Below are 18,545 nucleotides of genomic sequence, written 5' to 3'. Positions count from 1 at the left end.
GGAGCCCGCGTTACTCGGCGGAGAGCGCGATGCACTCCAGCTTCATGCGCTTCAGGGCCGCGCAGGTCGACTGGGCATCGTTCTTTGAAAAGCCGGCGAAGCGGGCGCGGTACCATTCAGTGTCCCCCTTCATGAAGGTGGCGGTGAAGGGAAGGTGCCCGTTGAGCAGCTTCGAGGCCCGTTGCTGGACCATGCCGAGCCGGTTTTGTGCATCGCCCGACGTCGTGAACGCCCCGACCTGGACATGGTAGGTGTCGCGGGTGGCCCTTCTGGGCGCGGGGCGGTTCGGCGAAAGGCTCGTCCGGACCGTGTCTCCAGGTCCACTGACGTCACCTTGTTCGATCGTGGCAGGTGCGGGTGAGGGCGTGTTGCCGGCCAATGCATAGGCCGGCTTTCTGGACGGTGGCGGTGGCGTGGACGTGCCGAACAGCGAGGCAATCAGCGCGCCGCCCTTGGACTTCTTGGTCGACGCCTTCCGCCAATGTTTGTCGAACAACGTGCGCATAGCTGCGTCACGCTGCGCGCCCGTACGGCCGCCGAGGACCACGCCGACGAGATGCTTGTCGCTACGCTGAACCGAGGCCGTCAAGTTGAACCCGCTGGCGCGCGTGTAGCCGGTCTTGATGCCGTCAGTGCCTTTGTAGCCAAACAGCAGCCGGTTGTGATTGCGGTATCTGCGGCCCTTGTACGTGAAGTACTTCGTCTCGAAGACCTCGTAGTATTTCGGATAGTCGCGCATGATGCGCAAGGCGAGGATGCCCATGTCCCGCGCCGTGGTGAGCTGCTCCTTGTTGGGCAGGCCGGAGGCATTGCGGAACGTCGTGCTCTTCATCCCGAGATTGTGGGCCGTCTCCGTCATGATCTTCCCGAAGTTCTCCTCGGTCCCGCCAAGGTTCTCGGCGATCACAGCGGCGGCGTCGTTGGCGGACTTGGTCACCAGGGCCTTGATCGCGTCCTTGACCTTGATGGTCGAGCCCGGCTTCAGGCCGAGCTTGGTCGGCGATTGGCCGGCGGCGTGCTTGGAGACCTTGAGGGGGGTATCAAGATCGAGCCGGCCCGCCCGTAAATAGGCGAACAGGACGTAGAGCGTCATGATCTTGGTGAGCGAGGCGGGCGAGCGCAGGGCGTCGGCCGATTTGGTGTAGAGCACCTTGTTCGTGTTGGCATCGATGATGATGGCTGCCCGGATCCTCCGGTCGGCCACGGCCTCACTGAGGGGGGCCAGGACGGCGCCAAGGCCGATCACGGCTGCAAGGCTCAGGCTAGAAAAGCGCCGCCAGGGCGCCCAGAAACTACGCGTCAGGACTTTCACGACTGCCAAAAGGCGATATGCCTTCCCCCGTTAGCCTTCCCCGCGCGCCGGACTTGCCCGTTCGCGCACGCCTCATTCTCGGCCTGCTCGGCCGCGCAAATGGCGCGTTCTCGGCTGGTTCAGAGGGAAAGGCTAAATTTTGCGCGTTGCCAAAGCGTTAAGTCTGGCGCAAGCAGCTATTTTTGTGCGCTGCAAAAATTTTCGTTGATTTTTTTTGTGCAACGCATATATATCACTTCGCGTATGCAACAAATTTCCACCCAATCCCGATTCTAGAAGAGGGCAAGATGCTCAAAGATTTCGAAGAGTTCCAGAAAACCGGCAAATTCAACTTCGACGCGGCTGTTCGTTCGTTCGGCGAAATGAACAAAGGCTTCCAGGCGATTGCCGCTGAGATGACCGACTACTCCAAGAAGGCGTTCGAGGATTCCACTCGCGTTTTCGAGCAGCTCGCCGGCGCCAAGTCCGTCGAGCAGGCTGTTGAGATCCAGTCTCAGTACGCCAAGAAGGCCTATGACAGCTATATGGCTGAGATGTCCAAGATCGGCGAGATGTATGCCGGTCTCGCGAAGGACGCCTACAAGCCGGTCGAGGCTGCCATGACCAAGAAGGCCGTGTAGCGCTTAAGCAGCTCCGCCTTTCGGATGAAAAAGGCCCGGGGATGCCCCCGGGTCTTTTTTTTTGCCGTTTTCCTGTCGGCAACTCCTCCTATGATAGGTCTGAGGCACTTGGCCGATTTGCCCGGGTCAGGGCGAAGCAGCTAGAATGTGCCGCGATAAACTTTTCCAAATGAGCGACTGCTCTCCCTTGGCAGGGGAGAGGCGCGACGCCACATAGAGACTGACGATGGCGCGAGACGGCGACACTCGCCGGGATGACGACACCGGCACCCACATCATCACCAAGACGCGGCCGAAAACCAAACGGCCGAGCCTCTACAAGGTGCTGCTGCTCAACGACGACTACACGCCGATGGATTTCGTCGTGTACATTCTTGAGCGGTTCTTCAACAAGGCCCCGGAGGAGGCTACCCGGATCATGCTGCACGTGCATCAAAAGGGCGTTGGGATTTGCGGGGTCTACACTTACGAGGTCGCGGAGACTAAGGTAGCGCAGGTGACCAGTTTCGCCCGTCAGCACGAGCACCCGCTTCAGTGCACAATGGAAAAGGAGTAGGACTTAAGTGGCTTCGTTTTCGACAAATCTTGAGCAGGCTCTCCGGCGCGCGCTGCAATATGCGAACGAGCGCAGCCATGAGTACGCAACGCTGGAGCACTTGCTGCTCTCGCTGATCGACGACCGCGACGCGGCGGCGGTCATGCGTGCCTGCGACGTCGATCTCGACCTGCTCCGTGACAAACTGACCGGCTATCTCGACAACGAGCTCTCGGGCCTCGTGCTCGATACCCATGGCGACGCGCAGCCAACCGCAGGCTTCCAGCGGGTGATTCACCGCGCCGTGGCCCATGTGCAGTCGTCGGGCCGCGAGGAAGTGACGGGCGCCAACGTGCTTGTCGCCATCTTCGCGGAGCGCGAAAGCCACGCGGCGTTCTTCCTGCAAGAGCAGCACATGACGCGGTTCGACGCGGTCAACTACATCAGTCATGGCATCGCCAAGCGCGGCGGCATGTCCGAGCCGCGCACGGTGCAGGGCGTGGAGGACGACGCGGCGACGGTTGAAGGCACCGACGAGAAGAAGCGCGGCGCCGATGCCCTTGAAGTGTATTGCATCAACCTGAACCAGAAGGCGCGCTCTGGCGGTATCGATCCGCTGATCGGACGGGGGCCTGAGATTCAACGCACCATCCAGGTGCTCTGCCGGCGGCAGAAGAACAACCCGCTCTTCGTGGGCGACCCGGGCGTGGGCAAGACGGCCATTGCCGAGGGCTTGGCCCGGCGCATCGTCATGGGCGACGTGCCGGACGTGCTGCTGGACGCCACCATCTTCCAGTTGGACATGGGCGCGCTTCTCGCGGGCACCCGCTACCGCGGCGACTTCGAGGAGCGGCTGAAGGCGGTGATGCGCGAGATCGAGGGCTTTCCCGGCGCCATCATGTTCATCGACGAGATTCACACGGTGATCGGTGCGGGCGCGACCTCTGGCGGCGCCATGGATGCATCGAACCTGCTGAAGCCGGCGCTTCAGTCCGGGTCGCTGCGCTGCGTCGGCTCGACCACCTACAAGGAATACCGCCAGCACTTCGAGAAGGACCGGGCCCTGGTGCGCCGGTTCCAGAAGATCGACGTGAACGAGCCGTCAGTGCCGGATGCCATCGAGATCCTCAAAGGGCTGAAACCCTACTTCGAAGATTTCCACCGGGTCCGCTACACCAACCAAGCGATCAAGTCCGCGGTGGAACTGTCGGCTAAGTACATTCACGATCGCAAGCTGCCGGACAAGGCGATTGACGTCATCGACGAAACCGGCGCCTCGCAGATGCTGCTGCCCGAGCGGCAGCGGCGCAAGACGATCGGCGTGAAGGAAGTGGAGACGGCCATCGCCAGCATGGCGCGGATTCCACCGAAGACGATCTCCAAGACCGATGCGGAAGTATTGCGCGCGATCGACGAGGACTTGAAGCGCGTTGTCTTCGGACAGGACAAGGCCATCGATGCGCTTTCCGCGGCGATCAAGCTGAGCCGTGCGGGCCTGCGAGAGCCGGGCAAGCCGATCGGCTGCTACATGTTCTCCGGGCCTACCGGCGTCGGCAAAACCGAGGTCGCGCGCCAGCTGGGCTCGCTGCTTGGTGTCGAGCTGCTTCGCTTCGACATGAGCGAGTACATGGAGCGGCACACCGTGTCGCGTCTGATCGGTGCGCCTCCCGGCTATGTGGGCTTCGACCAGGGCGGTCTTCTGACCGACGGCGTCGACCAGCACCCGCACTGCGTGCTCTTGCTCGATGAGATCGAGAAGGCGCACCCGGATCTATTCAATATCCTGCTGCAGGTGATGGATCACGGGAAGCTGACGGACCACAACGGGAAGCACATCGATTTCCAGAACGTGATCCTGATCATGACCACGAACGCCGGCGCGCAGGATCTCGCCAAGGCGGCGATCGGCTTCAACCGGTCGAAGCGTGAGGGCGACGACGAGGAAGCGATCAATCGCATGTTCTCGCCGGAGTTTCGCAACCGGCTTGACGCGGTCATTCCGTTCGGGCCGCTGCCGCCGGAGGTCATCGCGCAGGTGGTGGAGAAGTTTGTGTTCCAGCTGGAAGCCCAGCTCGGCGACCGCAACGTCACCATCGAGCTTTCGCCGGAGGCCAATGAATGGCTCGCGGAGAAGGGGTATGACGACAAGTTCGGCGCGCGGCCGCTCGCCCGCGTGATCCAGGAGCACGTCAAGAAGCCGCTGGCCGAAGAAATCTTGTTCGGCGCGCTGAAGGGCGGCGGCACTGTGCGCGTGGTCGTCAAAGAGAAAGACGGCGAGAAGGAGCTGGCTTTCGACTACATCAAGGCGGATGCTCCGGTGAAACCGCGCAAGCCCGAGGCTCGCGCCGGAAACGCGAAGGCCACCAAGTCCCGCGCCAAGAAGTCGAAGAAGCCCCGTGGGGGCGGCGCTAAGTCCGGCTCAAGCTCCGTGCCGAAGGTTCCCCTCGGCGAAGACTAAGCTCTAAAGCACCGCTCTGATTTTTTCTGCCGTGGCCGCGAGCGCGTCCGGGTCGGCCACTTTTGCGCCTTCGGGCCGCATCGGCTCGCCGTCTTTGCGCGGCACGATGTGGACGTGGAGGTGGAACACGGTCTGGCCCGCCGCCGCGCCATTGAACTGCTGGATCAGCACGCCGTCGGCGCCGACGGCGTCTTTGATCTTTGGCGCGAGCTTCTGCACCACGGCCATGAGCTTGCCGAGGCCCTCCGGCGTGATGCCAAAGAGGTCTGGGGCTGGCTCCTTGGTGATGACCAGCGTGTGCCCTTCCGTGCGCGGCATGATGTCGAGGAAGACGAGGGTGTCCTCGTCCTCATAGAGCTTATGGCAGGGGATTTCGCCTTTCAGGACCTTGGCGAAGATGTTGTCCTGGTCGTAGGCTGCCATGTGCATCTGTCTCTTTCTGCGGTGGGCATTTTCGGAGTCGTTTCGACTCCTTAGCGGGATGGGGTCAACCAGCCAATGAGCGGTTCGGGACGTCTCGGCTAGCTCTTTGATTCCGATCAATGATTTTGGAAAAGGCCCCGATAGCGTAACATGGGATCCCCCAGAACCCTGACTCAAGGAGACGCCCCATGTCCATGCTGAAAGTGATCGAAGTGCTGGCCGAGTCCAACAAAAGCTGGGAGGACGCCGCGCAAAACGCCATCGATACCGCCGGCAAGAGCGTGCGCAACATCAAGTCGATCTACATCAAGAATCACGAGGCCCAGGTCGAGAACGGCAAAATCAAGAAGTACCGCATCAACGGTAAGATCTCGTTCCTGCTCGACTAAGCGAGACTAGCGTCCGTCGCGCTTGTAGGGCGACTCCTCGGTGAGGAGCGTGGTTTCGTCCGCCACAGTGCGCCGCTCGCGCTGCAGGTAGTCCGCGACGGCGCGTGCCAGTCTCGGATCGGCGATGTAGTGGGCGCTATAAGTTTCTTCCGGCAGGTAGCCGCGCGCGAGTTTGTGTGCGCCTTGCGCGCCGGCCTCGACACGGGCGAGGCCGTGTCCGATCGCGTAGTCAATCGCCTGGTAGTAGCAGACCTCGAAATGCAGGAAATCGTGCATTTCGGCGGCGCCCCAATAGCGGCCGTAGAGGGTGTCCGCACCGATGACGTTGAGCGCGCCGGCAATGTAATCGCCGCCGCGTTTCGCAAGGACCAGCAGCAGCGCGTCGGCCATGCTCTGCCCCAATAGACTGAAGCAGTCCCGGTTGAGATAGGGCGTGCCCCATTTGCGCGAACCCGTGTTCATGTAGAAGGCGAAGAAGGCGTCCCAATGCGCTTCGGTGATGTCGCTTCCGGTGACCCACTCGATCTCGACGCCGTCTTCCAGCGCGGCGCGCCGTTCCTTGTTGATCATCTTGCGCTTGCGTGACGTCAGGGCGCCGAGAAAGTCCTTGAAGTTCTCATAGCCTCGGTTCGGCCAGTGGAACTGCTGATCGGTTCGCCGTTGATAGCCGAGACGGCCGGCCAGGTCCCATTCGTCGCGTGTCATGAACGTGACGTGCAGAGACGACACCTCGAGCTCTTCGGTGAATTTGCGGCCCGCTTGGAGCAACACCGCTTGACGCTCGATGGGATCGGCGTCGGCGCGGGTAAGCAGGCGCGGTCCGGTGACGGGGGTAAACGGCACCGAGGCTTGAAGCTTCGGATAGTACGCCCCGCCGGCCTGCATATAGGCTTCGGCCCAGCCGTGGTCGAAGACGTACTCGCCTTGGGAGTGGAACTTGAGATAGCAGGGCGTGCAGGCGAGCAAGCGCCCGTCCGCGTCCTCATAGAGCAGATGTTGGGGGAGCCATCCGGTCTCGCCCGTGGCCGACCCGCTCTCCTCTAGGGCGCTCAAAAAACCATACGAGACGAATGGGTTATGTGGGCGGATTGAAGTCTTTTGGGACTCGCCCGCCGCGCAGGCATCCCAAGCGTTTGCCTCGACATCGCGGATACGGGAGGCGATGCGCACGACAACACGGCTGTGGTTGCCGTCCTGGTTCCCCGGTGCTTTGTCGATATCGCCCATGTGTTGCCGCCCAACTCGTGTCGCCCAAGTGTCAGGGCTCGATCCCTTCAAAGATCATCGCGTCGGCATAGCGAAGCGCGCGTTCCCGCTCCGCGTCGGTCCTTACCGTCCATGTGAGCAAGGGCAAGCCGAACAGCGTCTTGGCAATCAACGGCGCCAGCGCCGGAAGCGCGTTGATATCGTATGCGATGAACTGGGGCTGTGCGAAGGCGGACGTGAGCAGATGCCGCATGGCGAACCGTTGTCTTGCCGACAGCGACTGCCAGTGCTTGGCGTCGTCGAAACGCCCGGCGACCAAGCCGCGGGGCAGGGCCGGGGCGACCTGAAGAAAGGCCTCCACGGCGTGCGGATCGAACGACATGACGGCAACCGGGCCCGCATAGCCGGAGAGCGCCTGGGCAATGTTCGTTTCGAACTTGCGGTCGCGCGTCCACGTGCTTTTGACTTCGAGCACAAGCGGCACATAGCCGCCGACGAGCGCGAGGAGATCGGGCAGCGAAAGGATGCGATCCTCGCTTCGGCTTCCCTTGAGCGGGATCGCCCGCAAAGTTTCCACGTTCCGCGTCGAGACAGGACCCGTCTCGTTGGTGAGCCGGTCGAGCGTAGCGTCATGGAAGACGATCGGCTGGTGGCCGGCCACGCATCGCAGATCGACCTCGATGGCGCAGCTCTTGCCCATGGCGCCCGTGACGGCAGACGCGCTGTTCTCGACGATGCCGTTGCTGGCGTCGTGGAGCCCGCGGTGGGCGATCGGCCGTTTCAGCCAGTGGAGCGCGCCCATGTCTAAGGTCCCTCTTTGGGGACCTAGTCTATGGCAAAAATGGCATCGATCTCGACGGCGGCGTTGAGCGGCAGGCTGGAGCAGCCGACGGCAATGCGGGTGTGGCGCCCCTTATCGCCCAGAATCTCCACCATCAGGTCCGAGGCGCCATTGATCACTTTGGGGTGATCGGCGAAGCCTGGAGTGGCATTGACGAAGCCGTTGAGACGCAGGAGTTGCACGATGCGGTCGAGATCGCCAAGGGCGGCTTTCGCTTGGGCGAGGATATTCAGAGCGCAGAGCTTCGCGGCTTCTTGGCCCTGGGTCAGTCCAACGCCTTCACCGAGCGTCCCTGCGATGGCGATGCCGCCGTCATTCATGGGCAGTTGTCCGGAAATCAGGAGCTGGCCGTTCATATGGACGAAGGGCACATAGCTGCCGATCGCGGCCTTGGCTTCGGGGAGGGTGAGGTCGAGCGCTTTGAGCCGCGCCTCGATATTGCCTGCCATGGTGCCTCCTTCGGTGGAAGTTCCGCCGAGATTTGAGCAAATTGCGCCATCCTACAAGCGGCCCATGCGATTTCCGCGTCGACTTCCACTTGTCGAGGCGGCATGCTGGTGCCAAGAATCTGCCCCCATCTGATACGGGATTGGAGAAAATATGATCTGCGGACGGAGTGGACTTTCGCTTGCGGTGGTCGCTCTGGGGAGTGCGTTCCTGTTTCCCCAGGAGGCGATTGCTTTCGCCGCAAGCAAGCTCTCGCCCCATCGCGCCATTTACGAGATGACGTTGGACGAAGCCCGTTCGGCATCGGGCGTCACCGGCATTGACGGACGCATGGTCTTCGAATTCACGGGGTCGCCATGCGATGGCTACTCCTTGAACATGCGCATGGTCACGCAGATGACGGATGCTCAAGGGCAGACCAATCTCACCGATCTCAGGTCGTCCACTTGGGAGCAGGGGGACAGCAAGAAGTTTCGGTTTCAATCGGCACAGTACCTGAACGACAAACTGGGCGACGTGACCATGGGGCGCGCGGTGCGCGCGGCGCCGAAAGATCCCGTCGACGTCAAGCTCAGCCAGCCGGCGCGTGCGGAGCTAAACTTGAGCGGGCCGGTCTTCTTCCCGACACAGCACAGCATTGCGCTCATCGAAAAGGCGCTGGCCGGACAAAAGATTTTTCAAGCGAGAATCTACGACGGCTCGGAGAAGGGACGAAAGGTCTATGAAACGACCGCGTTCATCGGCTCCAAGGTCAAGCCGGGGGCCGACGATGCGGCGTTGGAGGCCCCCGCCAAGAAGCACAACTTAGGCGATCTGCCATCTTGGCCGGTCTCCATCGGCTACTTCGAATCGAAAGACGGCGATCTCACGCCAAGCTATCAGATCGACTTCCGGCTCTACGAGAACGGCGTAAGCCGTGAGCTTTTGATCGACTACGGCGATTTTTCGATCCACGGCACGCTGACCTCCCTGGAATATCTCAAAGTCAAAGAGTGTAAGCAGCGCTGAGATCGGGCCGTTGCGAGTGCCCGTCTGCAGGCAAAGAAGCCGTGCGGGCACTATCCAGCTTGGAAAAAACCCAGGTTTTCTGCCCTCGTGCCATGCGGCCTAAAGAGTTTGGTTACGGGTTTGCGGCGACACTCGCCCCACAAACGGGGGACAAACCACAATGTTTTGGAGGGTTAGGCCGGCTCCGACTGCCATGGCGGATTTCGCTCATATCGCCGATCATGGATGGACCGAATCGCCGGGGCTAGTGCCAATGACCAAGACTGTTCTGATCGTCGAGGATAACGAGCTGAATATGAAGCTCTTCCATGACCTGTTGGACGCGCATGGCTACCGGACGCTTCAGACGCGCAACGGCATGGAGGCGCTTGAGCTCGCACGCGAGCATCACCCCGACCTCATTCTGATGGACATCCAATTGCCCGAGGTGTCCGGCCTCGAAGTGACGAAATGGCTGAAGGAAGACGATCGCTTGCGGGAAATTCCTATCATCGCCGTAACGGCGTTTGCCATGAAGGGCGACGAGGAGCGCATCCGCGAAGGCGGTTGCGAAGCGTATATCTCAAAGCCGATTTCGGTGACGATGTTTCTCGACACCGTAAAGCAATTCATTGGCGAGGCACGGTAGGGCAACCATGACTGCGCGCGTTCTTGTAGTCGACGATGTCGACGCCAACGTAAAGCTTCTCGAAGCGCGCCTCGCGGCCGAGTATTTCGAGGTGCGCACCGCTTCAAATGGGCCGGAAGCGCTTCAGATCTGTGCCGGAGAGGGGACAGACGTCATCCTGTTGGATGTGATGATGCCCGGCATGGACGGATTCGAAGTCTGCCGCAGGCTCAAGTCCGATCTGCAGACGCAGCACATTCCAATCATCATGGTCACGGCGCTCGATCAGCCCGCAGACCGGGTGAAGGGTCTGGAAGCGGGCGCCGATGACTTCTTGACGAAGCCGGTGGACGACCTTGCGCTGATCACGCGGGTCAAGAATCTTGCCCGGCTAAAGCTGTTGACGGATGAGATGCTCATGCGCGCCTCCACTGAGGAGCAAATGGGCTTTGCCGCCGCCATGAACGAGAAGCTTGAAGAGGCTGGCCGAGACGGCCGGGTTCTTCTGGTTGAGGACCGTGACCACGCCGCCGAGCGTATTATCGCAGCCCTGGAGACGGAGCAGCGCGTGGGGCTGCAAACGGACCCTGTGAGTGCTCTGCTCGAAGTGCCCGATGGCGACTACGACCTGTTGATCGTAAGCCTCAACCTTGAGAATGCCGATGGCTTGCGGTTGTGCTCTCAGGTGCGGTCGCTCGACCGGACGCGGCATCTGCCGATCATGATCATCATCGAGCCTGGCGAGGAGGCGCGGTTGCTCCGAGGCCTCGATATGGGTGTGAACGATTACATCGTGCGCCCGGTCGACCCCAATGAGCTCTTGGCGCGCGTTCGGACGCAGATCAAGCGGAAGCGATTCACGGATCACCTGCGCATGCGCCTCGAGGAAACTGTCGAGATGGCGATCCTCGATCCGCTGACGTCACTCCACAACCGCCGCTACATGGGCAGCCATTTGAACACGCTGTTCGAAGAAGCGGCGCAGCGCGGCAGGCCATTGGCCTTGCTTGAGTTGGACATCGACCACTTCAAGGCGATCAACGACAGTTTCGGACATGACGCGGGCGACGCGGTCCTGCGCGAATTTGGAAAGCGGCTGAAGCGGAATATCCGCGGTATCGATCTGGCCTGCCGTTTGGGCGGGGAGGAGTTCGTGGTCGTTATGCCTGATACCGACCGGGAGCAGGCCTGTCTGGTGGGCGAGCGCTTGCGGCAGTGCATCGCGAAGACGCCGTTCTTCGGCGGTGATGCAACGGGCAACATCGACGTCACGGCGAGTGTCGGTGTGGCGGCGCTCGAGTTTCCCGACGACACGCCGGAGATTATCTTGAAGCGGGCGGATCAGGCGCTTTATTGCGCCAAGCGCGATGGCCGCAATCGGGTCGTCGCCGACGCGGCCTAGGGCGGGGGTTTCTAGGGCCGAAAGCCCAGCCGCGGGATATGGCGGCCGCGAATCAGTTCGGCTGCAATTTGTCCCCGTCACTGTCCCTTTCGGGCCCTGCAACTCAGTCTTCGAGCTTATCCCGGAACTGAGGACCTGTGCTTAACGCTTTACAATCCCTGATTTTTTGTCATATTAAGATAAAGGGGACGATTGATTTCCGTCCCCGGACAGATGTATTTATGATTTGAGTTAGTTCCGACGCTTTAGAGCGGAAGGCGAAAATTTACGGGGGCGAGCGCGGATGAGAGCGCAGGCTTCCTTTATCGCTTTGAACGCACAACACCCTACGGAGTGCTCAGGTCCGCCGCATCTCCTGGGTCCGTGGGGTTTGGCCGGTTGGAGCGCGGTTGAGTGGCCTCCTCGTTAGCGCCGCGTTTCGACCGGCCACCTTATTCCGGTGACGGTCTTTCCCTTCAGATCTTGAACTGCCGGCCGGCCCGTGAGGGCGGGGCATGCCCCTGATCGAAGGTGCGGTGCTGTCGGTAAGGCGCGCGCGATGCGCTACTTGATCTTGGCTTCTTTGAACTCGACGTGCTTGCGCGCGACCGGATCGTACTTCTTCATGACGAGCTTTTCGGTCTGATTGCGCGGGTTCTTCTTGGTCACGTAGTAGTAGCCCGTGCCGGCGCTACTGACGAGTTTGATCTTCTGGGTGACGGGCTTAGCCATGTCGTCCTCGGATAAACGGTAAAGGGAAATTTGGCGCGCAACCTATCGGGTCGCGAGCGGAAGTCAAGCCGACGGCGGGGCGAGCCGATCGCCGATCTCCTCCTTCGCATCGGGGTCAAATCCATGCATAAGGAGGGCCCATTGCAGGGCCACGAGGGTCCCCTTGATCGGCGCTAGCAGCACGAGGGCCAGGACCACCGTGAGCGGGAGCCACAGCGCGGCGTGAAGCCACATGGGCGGGCGGTAGGCCACCTCGACGGCCAGAACGAGGCTCACCACGACATGGCCGACGATGACAATCGTGAAGTAGGCCGGCGCGTCGTCGGCGCGGTGATGGTGCAAGGACTCGCCGCAATGGGCACAATTGTCCGCGACCTTGAGGTAGCGGCGAAACAGGGCTCCGGTACCGCAGGCAGGGCATTTCAGCGAGGCGCCGCGGAGGAGGGACTGCGATAGCGGACGGGCCCCCGTCGATCGGCCTTCAAGCTGGTGAGCGCCAGCGCTCTTTGGCATTGGTTTTCCTCCCAAGCGGATCAGCGCCGCTTGCGCGGCTTGCCGCCGCGCTTCTTGCCACTGCGTGGCTTGCCCCGAGCGGGCCGGCCGCCACGGGCCGGTCGCTTGATCCGTGGACGTCCCGGTTTGGTAGCAAGCCGCCGCCCTTCGCTCAACATGTCAAAACGTAGCGCTCCTGCGGTCGGGATGGCCTCGGCCAGGCGCACTTCGACCGGATCGCCAAGCTGGAAGGCGAGCCCGGAGTCCTCGCCCACGAGGGCTTGGCGGACCTCGTCATGGTAGAAGTACTCGTGCCCAATGCCTGAGGCGGGGACAAACCCGTCCGCGCCGGTGTCCAGAAGCCGCACGAAAAGTCCGGACCGGACCAGGCCCGAGACCCGGGCCTGGAAGGTGGCGCCGATGCGGTCGGCAAGATAGGCCGCAATGAGCCGGTCGTTGGTTTCCCGTTCCGCCGCCATGGCACGGCGCTCGGTGTCGGAGATCGCGCTCGCGATCTCCTCAAGCGCCTCCAACTCCTTGTCCGTCGAGCCGCCGGCGCCGAGGTCGAGGGCGCGGATTAGCGCCCGGTGGACCGTGAGGTCGGCATAACGCCGGATCGGCGAGGTGAAGTGCGCGTAGCGGCGCAGGTTGAGACCGAAATGTCCGAAATTGTGCGGATTGTACTCCGCCTGCGATTGGCTCCTGAGCACGACCTCGGCAACCAGTTCGGCGGTGGGCGTGCCCCGGGTCTCGGCCAGAATGCGGTTGAACTGGGCCGGCTTCAGTGTTCCGGCCTTCGGCAGCTTGATGTCGATGGTCGCGAGAAACTCGCCCAATGTCGAGAGCTTCTCTTTCGAGGGCGCGTCGTGGGCGCGATAGATGAGGGGGCTGCGCTTAGCCTCCAGCGTCTCGGCTGCGGAGACGTTTGCCTGGATCATGAACTCTTCGATCAAGCGATGCGCGTCGAGGCGCTGCGGCGTGGCGACGCCACGGACCCGGCCCTTGTCGTCGAGCAGAATTTTGCGTTCCGGCAGGTCGAGATCGAGCGGCCCGCGGTCGGTGCGGGCGCGAAGCACGCTGGCGTAGGCTCCCCAGAGCGGGCGTAAGACGGAATCGAGCAGGGGCCCCGTGGTCTCGTCCGGGCGCCCGTCGATGGCTCCTTGCGCCTGCTCATAGCGCAGGCTCGCGGCCGATCGCATTAGTCCGCGCAAGAAGCGATGGCTCAGCTTGTGTCCACTCTTGTCGAAGATCATGCGGACCGCGAGACAAGGCCGCGCCACGCCTTCCTTCAGTGAGCAGAGGTCGTTCGAAATGCGCTCGGGCAGCATCGGCACGACGCGGTCCGGGAAGTAGACCGAGTTGCCGCGCTTGCGCCCTTCGGTGTCGAGCGCGCTCTCCGGGGTTACGTAATGGGCGACGTCGGCAATGGCGACGATGACGACCCAACCGCCTTCGTTCTTCGGGTTTGGGTCGGGCTCCGCCCAAACCGCGTCGTCGTGATCGCGCGCGTCGGACGGATCGATGGTGATGAGCGGAATGTCCCGCAGGTCTTCGCGCCGGCCAAGATCGACCGGCTTGGCCGCGTCGGCCTCGGCGATCACCGCAGGGGGGAAGACATCGGGAATGCCATGCGCGTGAACCGCGATCAGGCTGATGGCTTGTTGTGCTTCCGGGTTTCCGAGTCGCTCGATGATGCGAGCCGTCGGCACGCCGTAGCGAGCCGAGCGCGCGATTTCGAAACGCACAAGTTCGCCGTCCTTCGCTTCGCCGGCCGCACCGCGCGGCACAGTCCACTCTTTCAGCTGCTTCTTGTCGATCGGGTCGATGATGCCCCGCCCGTCTTTGAGCGCGCGAAAGATCCCCAGCAGGCTCCTCGACGTCGTGCGCGGCAGGCGTTTAATGGTCCGCGCCTGGTAGGGATACTCGGCGTCCGCGCCAAGCGCGGTGATCCGCACCAGTACGCGGTCGCCCACACCCGCCGGGGCACCGTCGCGTTTGCTCTCCACCATGAGGATACGTGGGGTGGGACCGTGTTCGTCGTCCCACGTCGCGGGCCGTGCGACAAACTCTCCATCATTGTCGCGGCCGGTAATCTCAAGGACGGTGACAGGGGGGAGGGTGCCCGGGCGTGTCAGCTTGCGCCGGGACCCGGTGATGAGCCCTTCGTCGGCCATGGTGCGCAGAAGGTTCTTCAAGTTGATGCGGTCGGCGCCTTTCACCCCGAAGGCGCGCGCGATCTCGCGCTTGCCTGACTTCGCAGGCGCGCTTTTCAGAAAGTCGACGATCTCTTGCTTGGAGGGGAGCTTGCCCGCCTGTTTGGCAGCGGCCTTCTTCTTCTTCGTCTTTGGGGTAGCCTTCTTGGTTTTCGCCACGTGTGCCGCTTAGCTTGCCGCCTCTCCGGCGGGCTCCTTGGTCTTTGCGCTCTTGCGCGGGGACTTCTTGGCCGGCTTCTTTGCCGCTTTCTTCTTCGCTGCGGCTTTCTTGGCTGGCCGTTTCTTCCCAGGCCCCTTAGCGGCACGTGCCCTAATCAACTCAACCGCTTCCTCAAGCGTGACCTCTTCGGGATTTCGATCCTTCGGAACCGTTGCGTTGATCTTGCCGTGCTTCACATAGGGACCGTAGCGGCCGTCCAATACCTGGATCTTCCCGCCTTCGTCCGGATGGTCGCCGAGTTCCTTGAGAACGCTCGGTCCGCGCGGGCGGCGGTTTGCCGCTTTCTCCGCAAGTAGGGTGATTGCGCGGTTGGCGCCAACCTCGAACACTTCTTCAGGCGTGCTCAAGCTTGCATATTTGCCGTCGCATTGGACATAGGGTCCATAGCGGCCATAGCCGGCGGTAATGGGTTTGCCGCTTTCAGGGTCGATGCCGACCTCGCGGGGAAGCGATAACAGTTTCAGCGCGTGCGCCAAGTCGATGGCCTCGGGATCGGTTCCCTTGGGGATCGAGGCGCGCTTCGGCTTCTCGCCGTCGGTTGCTTCGCCGAGTTGGATATAGGGTCCGAAGCGTCCCGTACGCACGGTGACCTCGAGTTCCGTCTCCGAATCGGTACCCAGCACTTTGCCGTCTGTAAGCGCGGCCTTGTCGCCCGACTCAGCGAGCTGACGCGTGAAGCGGCAGTCGGGATAGTTCGAGCAGCCGACAAAGGCGCCGAACTTGCCGACCTTGAGGCTGAGCTGGCCTTCCTTACAGGCTGGACAGGTGCGCGGGTCGCCTTCGCCCGTATCGGGGAACACATGAGGTCCAAGCAGCTCGTTGAGGGCGTCGAGTACCTTGGCGATTCTGAGATCGCCGATATCGTCCACCGCACCAATGAAGTCGCGCCAGAAATCGCGCAGTACGTCTTTCCATTCCAGCTCACCGGCGGAGATGCGATCGAGCTTCTCCTCAAGACCGGCCGTGAAGTCATACTCCACGTAGCGCTTGAAGAAGCTCTCCAGGAAGGCCGTCACGAGCCGTCCCTTGTCCTCGGGGAAGAGGCGCTTCTTATCCACGCGGACATATTCCCGCTCGCGCAATACGTTGAGCGTAGAGGCATAGGTAGAGGGCCGGCCGATCCCGAGCTCCTCCATCTTCTTAATGAGGGTTGCCTCGCTGTAACGCGGCGGCGGCTCGGTGAAGTGCTGCTTTGCCTGAATGGCGTTGGCGTTGAGCGCATCGCCTTCATTCAGCGCGGGCAGGGCGCCGTCCTCGCCGACAGCGTCATCGACGCCTTCTTCGTAGATCTTGAGGAAGCCGTCGAAGCGGATGACCGAACCTGTGGCGCGGACGCCATAAGGGTTGCCATCCTTACCCGCCACATCGATGTCGATGGTGGTGCGCTCGATTTCGGCGCTGGAGGCTTGGCTGGCAAGCGTGCGCTGCCAGATGAGCTTGTAGAGCTTCAGCGAGTCCGCATCCAGATAGCGGCCAATCTTATCGGGCGCCTTGCTGAAATCGGTTGGGCGGATTGCTTCGTGGGCTTCCTGTGCGTTCTTCGCCTTTGTCTGGTATTGGCGCGGCGAAGGCGGCACGTAGCGGTTGCCGTAGAGGCCGGTCACCAGATCGCGGATCGACGAAACGGCTTCGGGCACGATCTGCACACCGTCCGTCCGCATATATGTAATGAGTCCTTCCGCCTCGCCGCCTAGGTCGATGCCTTCATAAAGCCGTTGCGCCAGTTGCATGGTCTGGCGCGGCGCGAAACCGAGTTTGCGCGAGGCCTCTTGCTGCAGCGTCGAGGTGGTGAAGGGTGCGGCCGGGTTGCGGCGCTGCGCCTTGCTCTCGATCTTGCCGACCGAGAAACGTCCGCCCTCAAGCGCGTCCTTCAGACGGTCGGCATTTGCCTGATCCGGAATGTCGAACTTCTCGAGTTTCTTCCCGTCGGCTGTGACAAGCCGCGCTTGGAAAGTTTCGTTCTTGCCGGTCGCAAGGTCGGCGACAATCGACCAGTACTCTTGCGACTTGAACTTCTCGATCTCCAGCTCGCGGTCGCAGACGAGGCGCAAGGCGACGGACTGCACGCGGCCGGCAGAGCGGGCGCCTGGCAGCTTGCGCCAAAGGACCGGCGAAAGGGTGAAGCCCACGAGATAGTCGAGGGCACGCCGTGCGAGATAGGCATTGACCAGCGGCTCGTCGATCTTGCGCGGGTGGCGCATCGCATCAAGGACGGCATCCTTGGTCACGGCATTGAAGACCACGCGCTCCACATCGACCTTATCGAGCAGCTTCTTCCCGTTGAGGACCTGCAGCACGTGCCATGAGATGGCCTCGCCCTCACGGTCGGGGTCCGTGGCCAGGATCAGCTTGTCGGCCCCCTTCAGGGCTTTCACGATGTCGGCCAGGCGCTTTGCCGAGCTTGGGTCGACGTCCCAATGCATCTCAAAGTCGTTGTCCGGCAGCACCGAACCGTTCTTCGAGGGGAGATCCCGGACATGCCCATAGGAGGCGAACACCCGATAGTCGGGGCCGAGATATTTGTTGACGGTCTTGGCCTTAGCTGGCGATTCGACGATGACGATGTTCATTGAGACGTTCCTAGCCGCGCAAAAATGGCGTTCGGCTGTAGTTATGGGTCCTGAATCGACCCTGGCAGGGGCAGAAAATGGTGTCTCCACCCGCGCCTGTCAAATTCAGCGCGCTGACGATTTACAACTTATAGTAGTCTATATTATTTTAACAACTATAGAGTGTTAAACCAGAGTGTGCTCTTGGTGCGGCAAACGCTGCCAGATCCAACAATTTATTGGGGGTGGTAGTGGGAACCAGCGGGCGCAGTGCAAGGCGGAATGGAATGGCAGGCTCAGGGCCCCGGCCTCCGATGAGTGCAGGCGCAGCAAGCAAGGATACGGGGGTCACGCGCCGCGAGACCGCCGAGTACCTCGCGTCGATGCTTGAAGGACTGCGGAAGTCGGCGCATCAGGCAAAGCTCCCATTTCTGGCCTATCTGATCAGCGTGACGCTGGAAGAAGCAAACAACGAAAAACAGAAGTCCGAGTGAGCGGCCTCACGGCTCGACCAGCGAGACGAGTTGCTGGCCGTGGCGCTGGAGACGACCCGCCAGGTCGAGCTCAAGCAGGACAATATGGACCTTCCGCGCGTCCAGCCCCGTGGCGCGGATCAATTCGTCGATATCTACGGGACTTGGGCCTAGTGCCTCCAGGATGCGCTCCCGCTGGGTCTGTTTGATGTCGGGAAGTGGCGCGGGTGTGACCGGCTAATCGGAGGAGGCGAGTTCGGCAGGCGGCGGGACGCGGCCGAGGATCGGTGCAAGCAACGCGATGATATCGGACGGCTCGGTGACCAGCGTTGCCCCTTGCTTCAAGAGATTATTGGTCCCGGCGGCGCGTGGATCGAGCGGACTTCCCGGAACGGCGAACACCTCGCGGCCTTGCTCGCCCGCCAGGCGCGCCGTGATCAGCGATCCGGAACGCTGCGTCGCGCCACGAGTTGCATGCCGGCCCGGCGGGCCGCTTTCAGCTCGGCCTCTGCTTCCGCTTCCGTGCAGAGGCGGATGTTTTGACGGCCGCCACGGCGGGACAAATATGGCACGGCTTCGATGGCGGCAACGGCGGGGCCGATATTTTCGCTGCGGATCAGCCGCAGCCAGGCCAAACGC

18 protein-coding genes and 1 pseudogene are annotated in these 18,545 nt (G+C 62.0%); 8 read left to right on the top strand and 11 right to left on the bottom strand.

Annotation, left to right across the window (positions count from 1 at the left end; genetic code table 11):
• Positions 1-10: 10 nt before the first annotated feature.
• Positions 11-1,312: a serine hydrolase gene (locus tag ABY454_RS05290; protein ID WP_372929155.1), complete on the bottom strand. Its 1,302-nt coding sequence runs from the start codon at positions 1,310-1,312 to the stop codon at positions 11-13.
• Between the two features lie 287 nt (positions 1,313-1,599).
• On the opposite strand from ABY454_RS05290, the gene ABY454_RS05285 reads away from it, so the two are divergent.
• The 3 genes from ABY454_RS05285 (at position 1,600) to clpA (ending at position 4,925) form a co-directional block, all read left to right on the top strand.
• Complete coding sequence (locus tag ABY454_RS05285; protein ID WP_372929133.1) at positions 1,600-1,932, top strand: phasin family protein; 333 nt, start codon at positions 1,600-1,602, stop codon at positions 1,930-1,932.
• 226 nt (positions 1,933-2,158) lie between these two features.
• The gene (gene clpS / locus ABY454_RS05280) at positions 2,159-2,488 is read left to right on the top strand and encodes an ATP-dependent Clp protease adapter ClpS (protein ID WP_372929132.1); all 330 of its coding nucleotides are present in this window, start codon (positions 2,159-2,161) and stop codon (positions 2,486-2,488) included.
• Positions 2,489-2,495: 7 nt separating this feature from the next.
• Entirely contained in the window at positions 2,496-4,925 is a 2,430-nt protein-coding gene (gene clpA / locus ABY454_RS05275) for an ATP-dependent Clp protease ATP-binding subunit ClpA (RefSeq protein WP_372929131.1), read from the top strand.
• A 3-nt stretch (positions 4,926-4,928) separates the two neighbouring features.
• Here clpA and ABY454_RS05270 read toward each other — a convergent pair whose 3' ends face one another.
• A complete protein-coding gene (locus ABY454_RS05270; RefSeq protein WP_372929130.1) occupies positions 4,929-5,354 on the bottom strand; it encodes an HIT family protein in 426 nt (141 codons plus the stop codon).
• 182 nt (positions 5,355-5,536) lie between these two features.
• Between ABY454_RS05270 and ABY454_RS05265 the strand changes: the two genes are divergently transcribed.
• Positions 5,537-5,737, top strand: a complete 201-nt coding sequence (locus ABY454_RS05265) for a dodecin family protein (RefSeq protein WP_372929129.1) — start codon at positions 5,537-5,539, stop codon at positions 5,735-5,737.
• Positions 5,738-5,743: 6 nt separating this feature from the next.
• On the opposite strand, the gene ABY454_RS05260 is transcribed toward ABY454_RS05265, so the two are convergent.
• Genes ABY454_RS05260 through ABY454_RS05250 form a run of 3 tightly spaced genes read right to left on the bottom strand, consistent with a single transcriptional unit; the run spans position 5,744 to position 8,233 of the window.
• The gene (locus ABY454_RS05260) at positions 5,744-6,964 is read right to left on the bottom strand and encodes a GNAT family N-acetyltransferase (protein ID WP_372929128.1); all 1,221 of its coding nucleotides are present in this window, start codon (positions 6,962-6,964) and stop codon (positions 5,744-5,746) included.
• A 31-nt stretch (positions 6,965-6,995) separates the two neighbouring features.
• The gene (locus ABY454_RS05255) at positions 6,996-7,745 is read right to left on the bottom strand and encodes a glycerophosphodiester phosphodiesterase family protein (protein ID WP_372929127.1); all 750 of its coding nucleotides are present in this window, start codon (positions 7,743-7,745) and stop codon (positions 6,996-6,998) included.
• Positions 7,746-7,768: 23 nt separating this feature from the next.
• Positions 7,769-8,233, bottom strand: a complete 465-nt coding sequence (locus ABY454_RS05250) for a RidA family protein (protein ID WP_372929126.1) — start codon at positions 8,231-8,233, stop codon at positions 7,769-7,771.
• A gap of 184 nt (positions 8,234-8,417) precedes the next feature.
• Here ABY454_RS05250 and ABY454_RS05245 point away from each other — a divergent pair, with 184 nt between their 5' ends.
• The 3 genes from ABY454_RS05245 to ABY454_RS05235 all read left to right on the top strand — a co-directional run bounded on the left by ABY454_RS05245 (position 8,418) and on the right by ABY454_RS05235 (position 11,248).
• The gene (locus ABY454_RS05245) at positions 8,418-9,239 is read left to right on the top strand and encodes a cell envelope integrity EipB family protein (RefSeq protein WP_372929124.1); all 822 of its coding nucleotides are present in this window, start codon (positions 8,418-8,420) and stop codon (positions 9,237-9,239) included.
• 253 nt (positions 9,240-9,492) lie between these two features.
• The gene (locus ABY454_RS05240) at positions 9,493-9,867 is read left to right on the top strand and encodes a response regulator (RefSeq protein ID WP_372929123.1); all 375 of its coding nucleotides are present in this window, start codon (positions 9,493-9,495) and stop codon (positions 9,865-9,867) included.
• A gap of 7 nt (positions 9,868-9,874) precedes the next feature.
• On the top strand, positions 9,875-11,248 hold the full coding sequence (locus ABY454_RS05235) for a PleD family two-component system response regulator (RefSeq protein WP_372929122.1): 1,374 nt from the start codon (positions 9,875-9,877) through the stop codon (positions 11,246-11,248).
• A 543-nt stretch (positions 11,249-11,791) separates the two neighbouring features.
• Here ABY454_RS05235 and rpmG read toward each other — a convergent pair.
• From rpmG to topA, 4 genes are all read right to left on the bottom strand, one after another.
• Positions 11,792-11,959 (bottom strand): 50S ribosomal protein L33, encoded by a 168-nt coding sequence (gene rpmG / locus ABY454_RS05230; protein WP_372929121.1) that lies wholly within the window; start codon positions 11,957-11,959, stop codon positions 11,792-11,794.
• Between the two features lie 63 nt (positions 11,960-12,022).
• On the bottom strand, positions 12,023-12,472 hold the full coding sequence (locus ABY454_RS05225; protein WP_372929120.1) for a DUF983 domain-containing protein: 450 nt from the start codon (positions 12,470-12,472) through the stop codon (positions 12,023-12,025).
• A 20-nt stretch (positions 12,473-12,492) separates the two neighbouring features.
• Positions 12,493-14,823, bottom strand: a complete 2,331-nt coding sequence (rnr, locus tag ABY454_RS05220; RefSeq protein ID WP_372929119.1) for a ribonuclease R — start codon at positions 14,821-14,823, stop codon at positions 12,493-12,495.
• A 9-nt stretch (positions 14,824-14,832) separates the two neighbouring features.
• Positions 14,833-17,454, bottom strand: coding sequence for a type I DNA topoisomerase (gene topA / locus ABY454_RS05215; protein WP_372929118.1), 2,622 nt, complete (start codon positions 17,452-17,454; stop codon positions 14,833-14,835).
• 293 nt (positions 17,455-17,747) lie between these two features.
• Here topA and ABY454_RS05210 point away from each other — a divergent pair, with 293 nt between their 5' ends.
• Positions 17,748-17,927 carry a hypothetical protein gene (locus ABY454_RS05210; RefSeq protein WP_372929117.1) on the top strand — a complete coding sequence of 60 codons (180 nt, stop codon included), beginning with the start codon at positions 17,748-17,750 and terminating at the stop codon, positions 17,925-17,927.
• A gap of 6 nt (positions 17,928-17,933) precedes the next feature.
• On the opposite strand, the pseudogene ABY454_RS05205 reads toward ABY454_RS05210, so the two are convergent.
• Positions 17,934-18,368: pseudogene (locus ABY454_RS05205) on the bottom strand (DNA-processing protein DprA); the annotation flags it as partial.
• Positions 18,344-18,541, bottom strand: a complete 198-nt coding sequence (locus ABY454_RS05200; RefSeq protein ID WP_372929154.1) for a hypothetical protein — start codon at positions 18,539-18,541, stop codon at positions 18,344-18,346. The pseudogene ABY454_RS05205 and the gene ABY454_RS05200, both read right to left, overlap by 25 nt.
• Positions 18,542-18,545 lie beyond the last annotated feature (4 nt).

The organism is Methyloceanibacter sp. (assembly GCF_041573655.1).
Classification (GTDB): domain Bacteria; phylum Pseudomonadota; class Alphaproteobacteria; order Rhizobiales; family Methyloligellaceae; genus Methyloceanibacter.
Note: the sequence above shows the minus strand (reverse complement) of the source record. Positions and strands in the feature narration are given on the sequence as shown.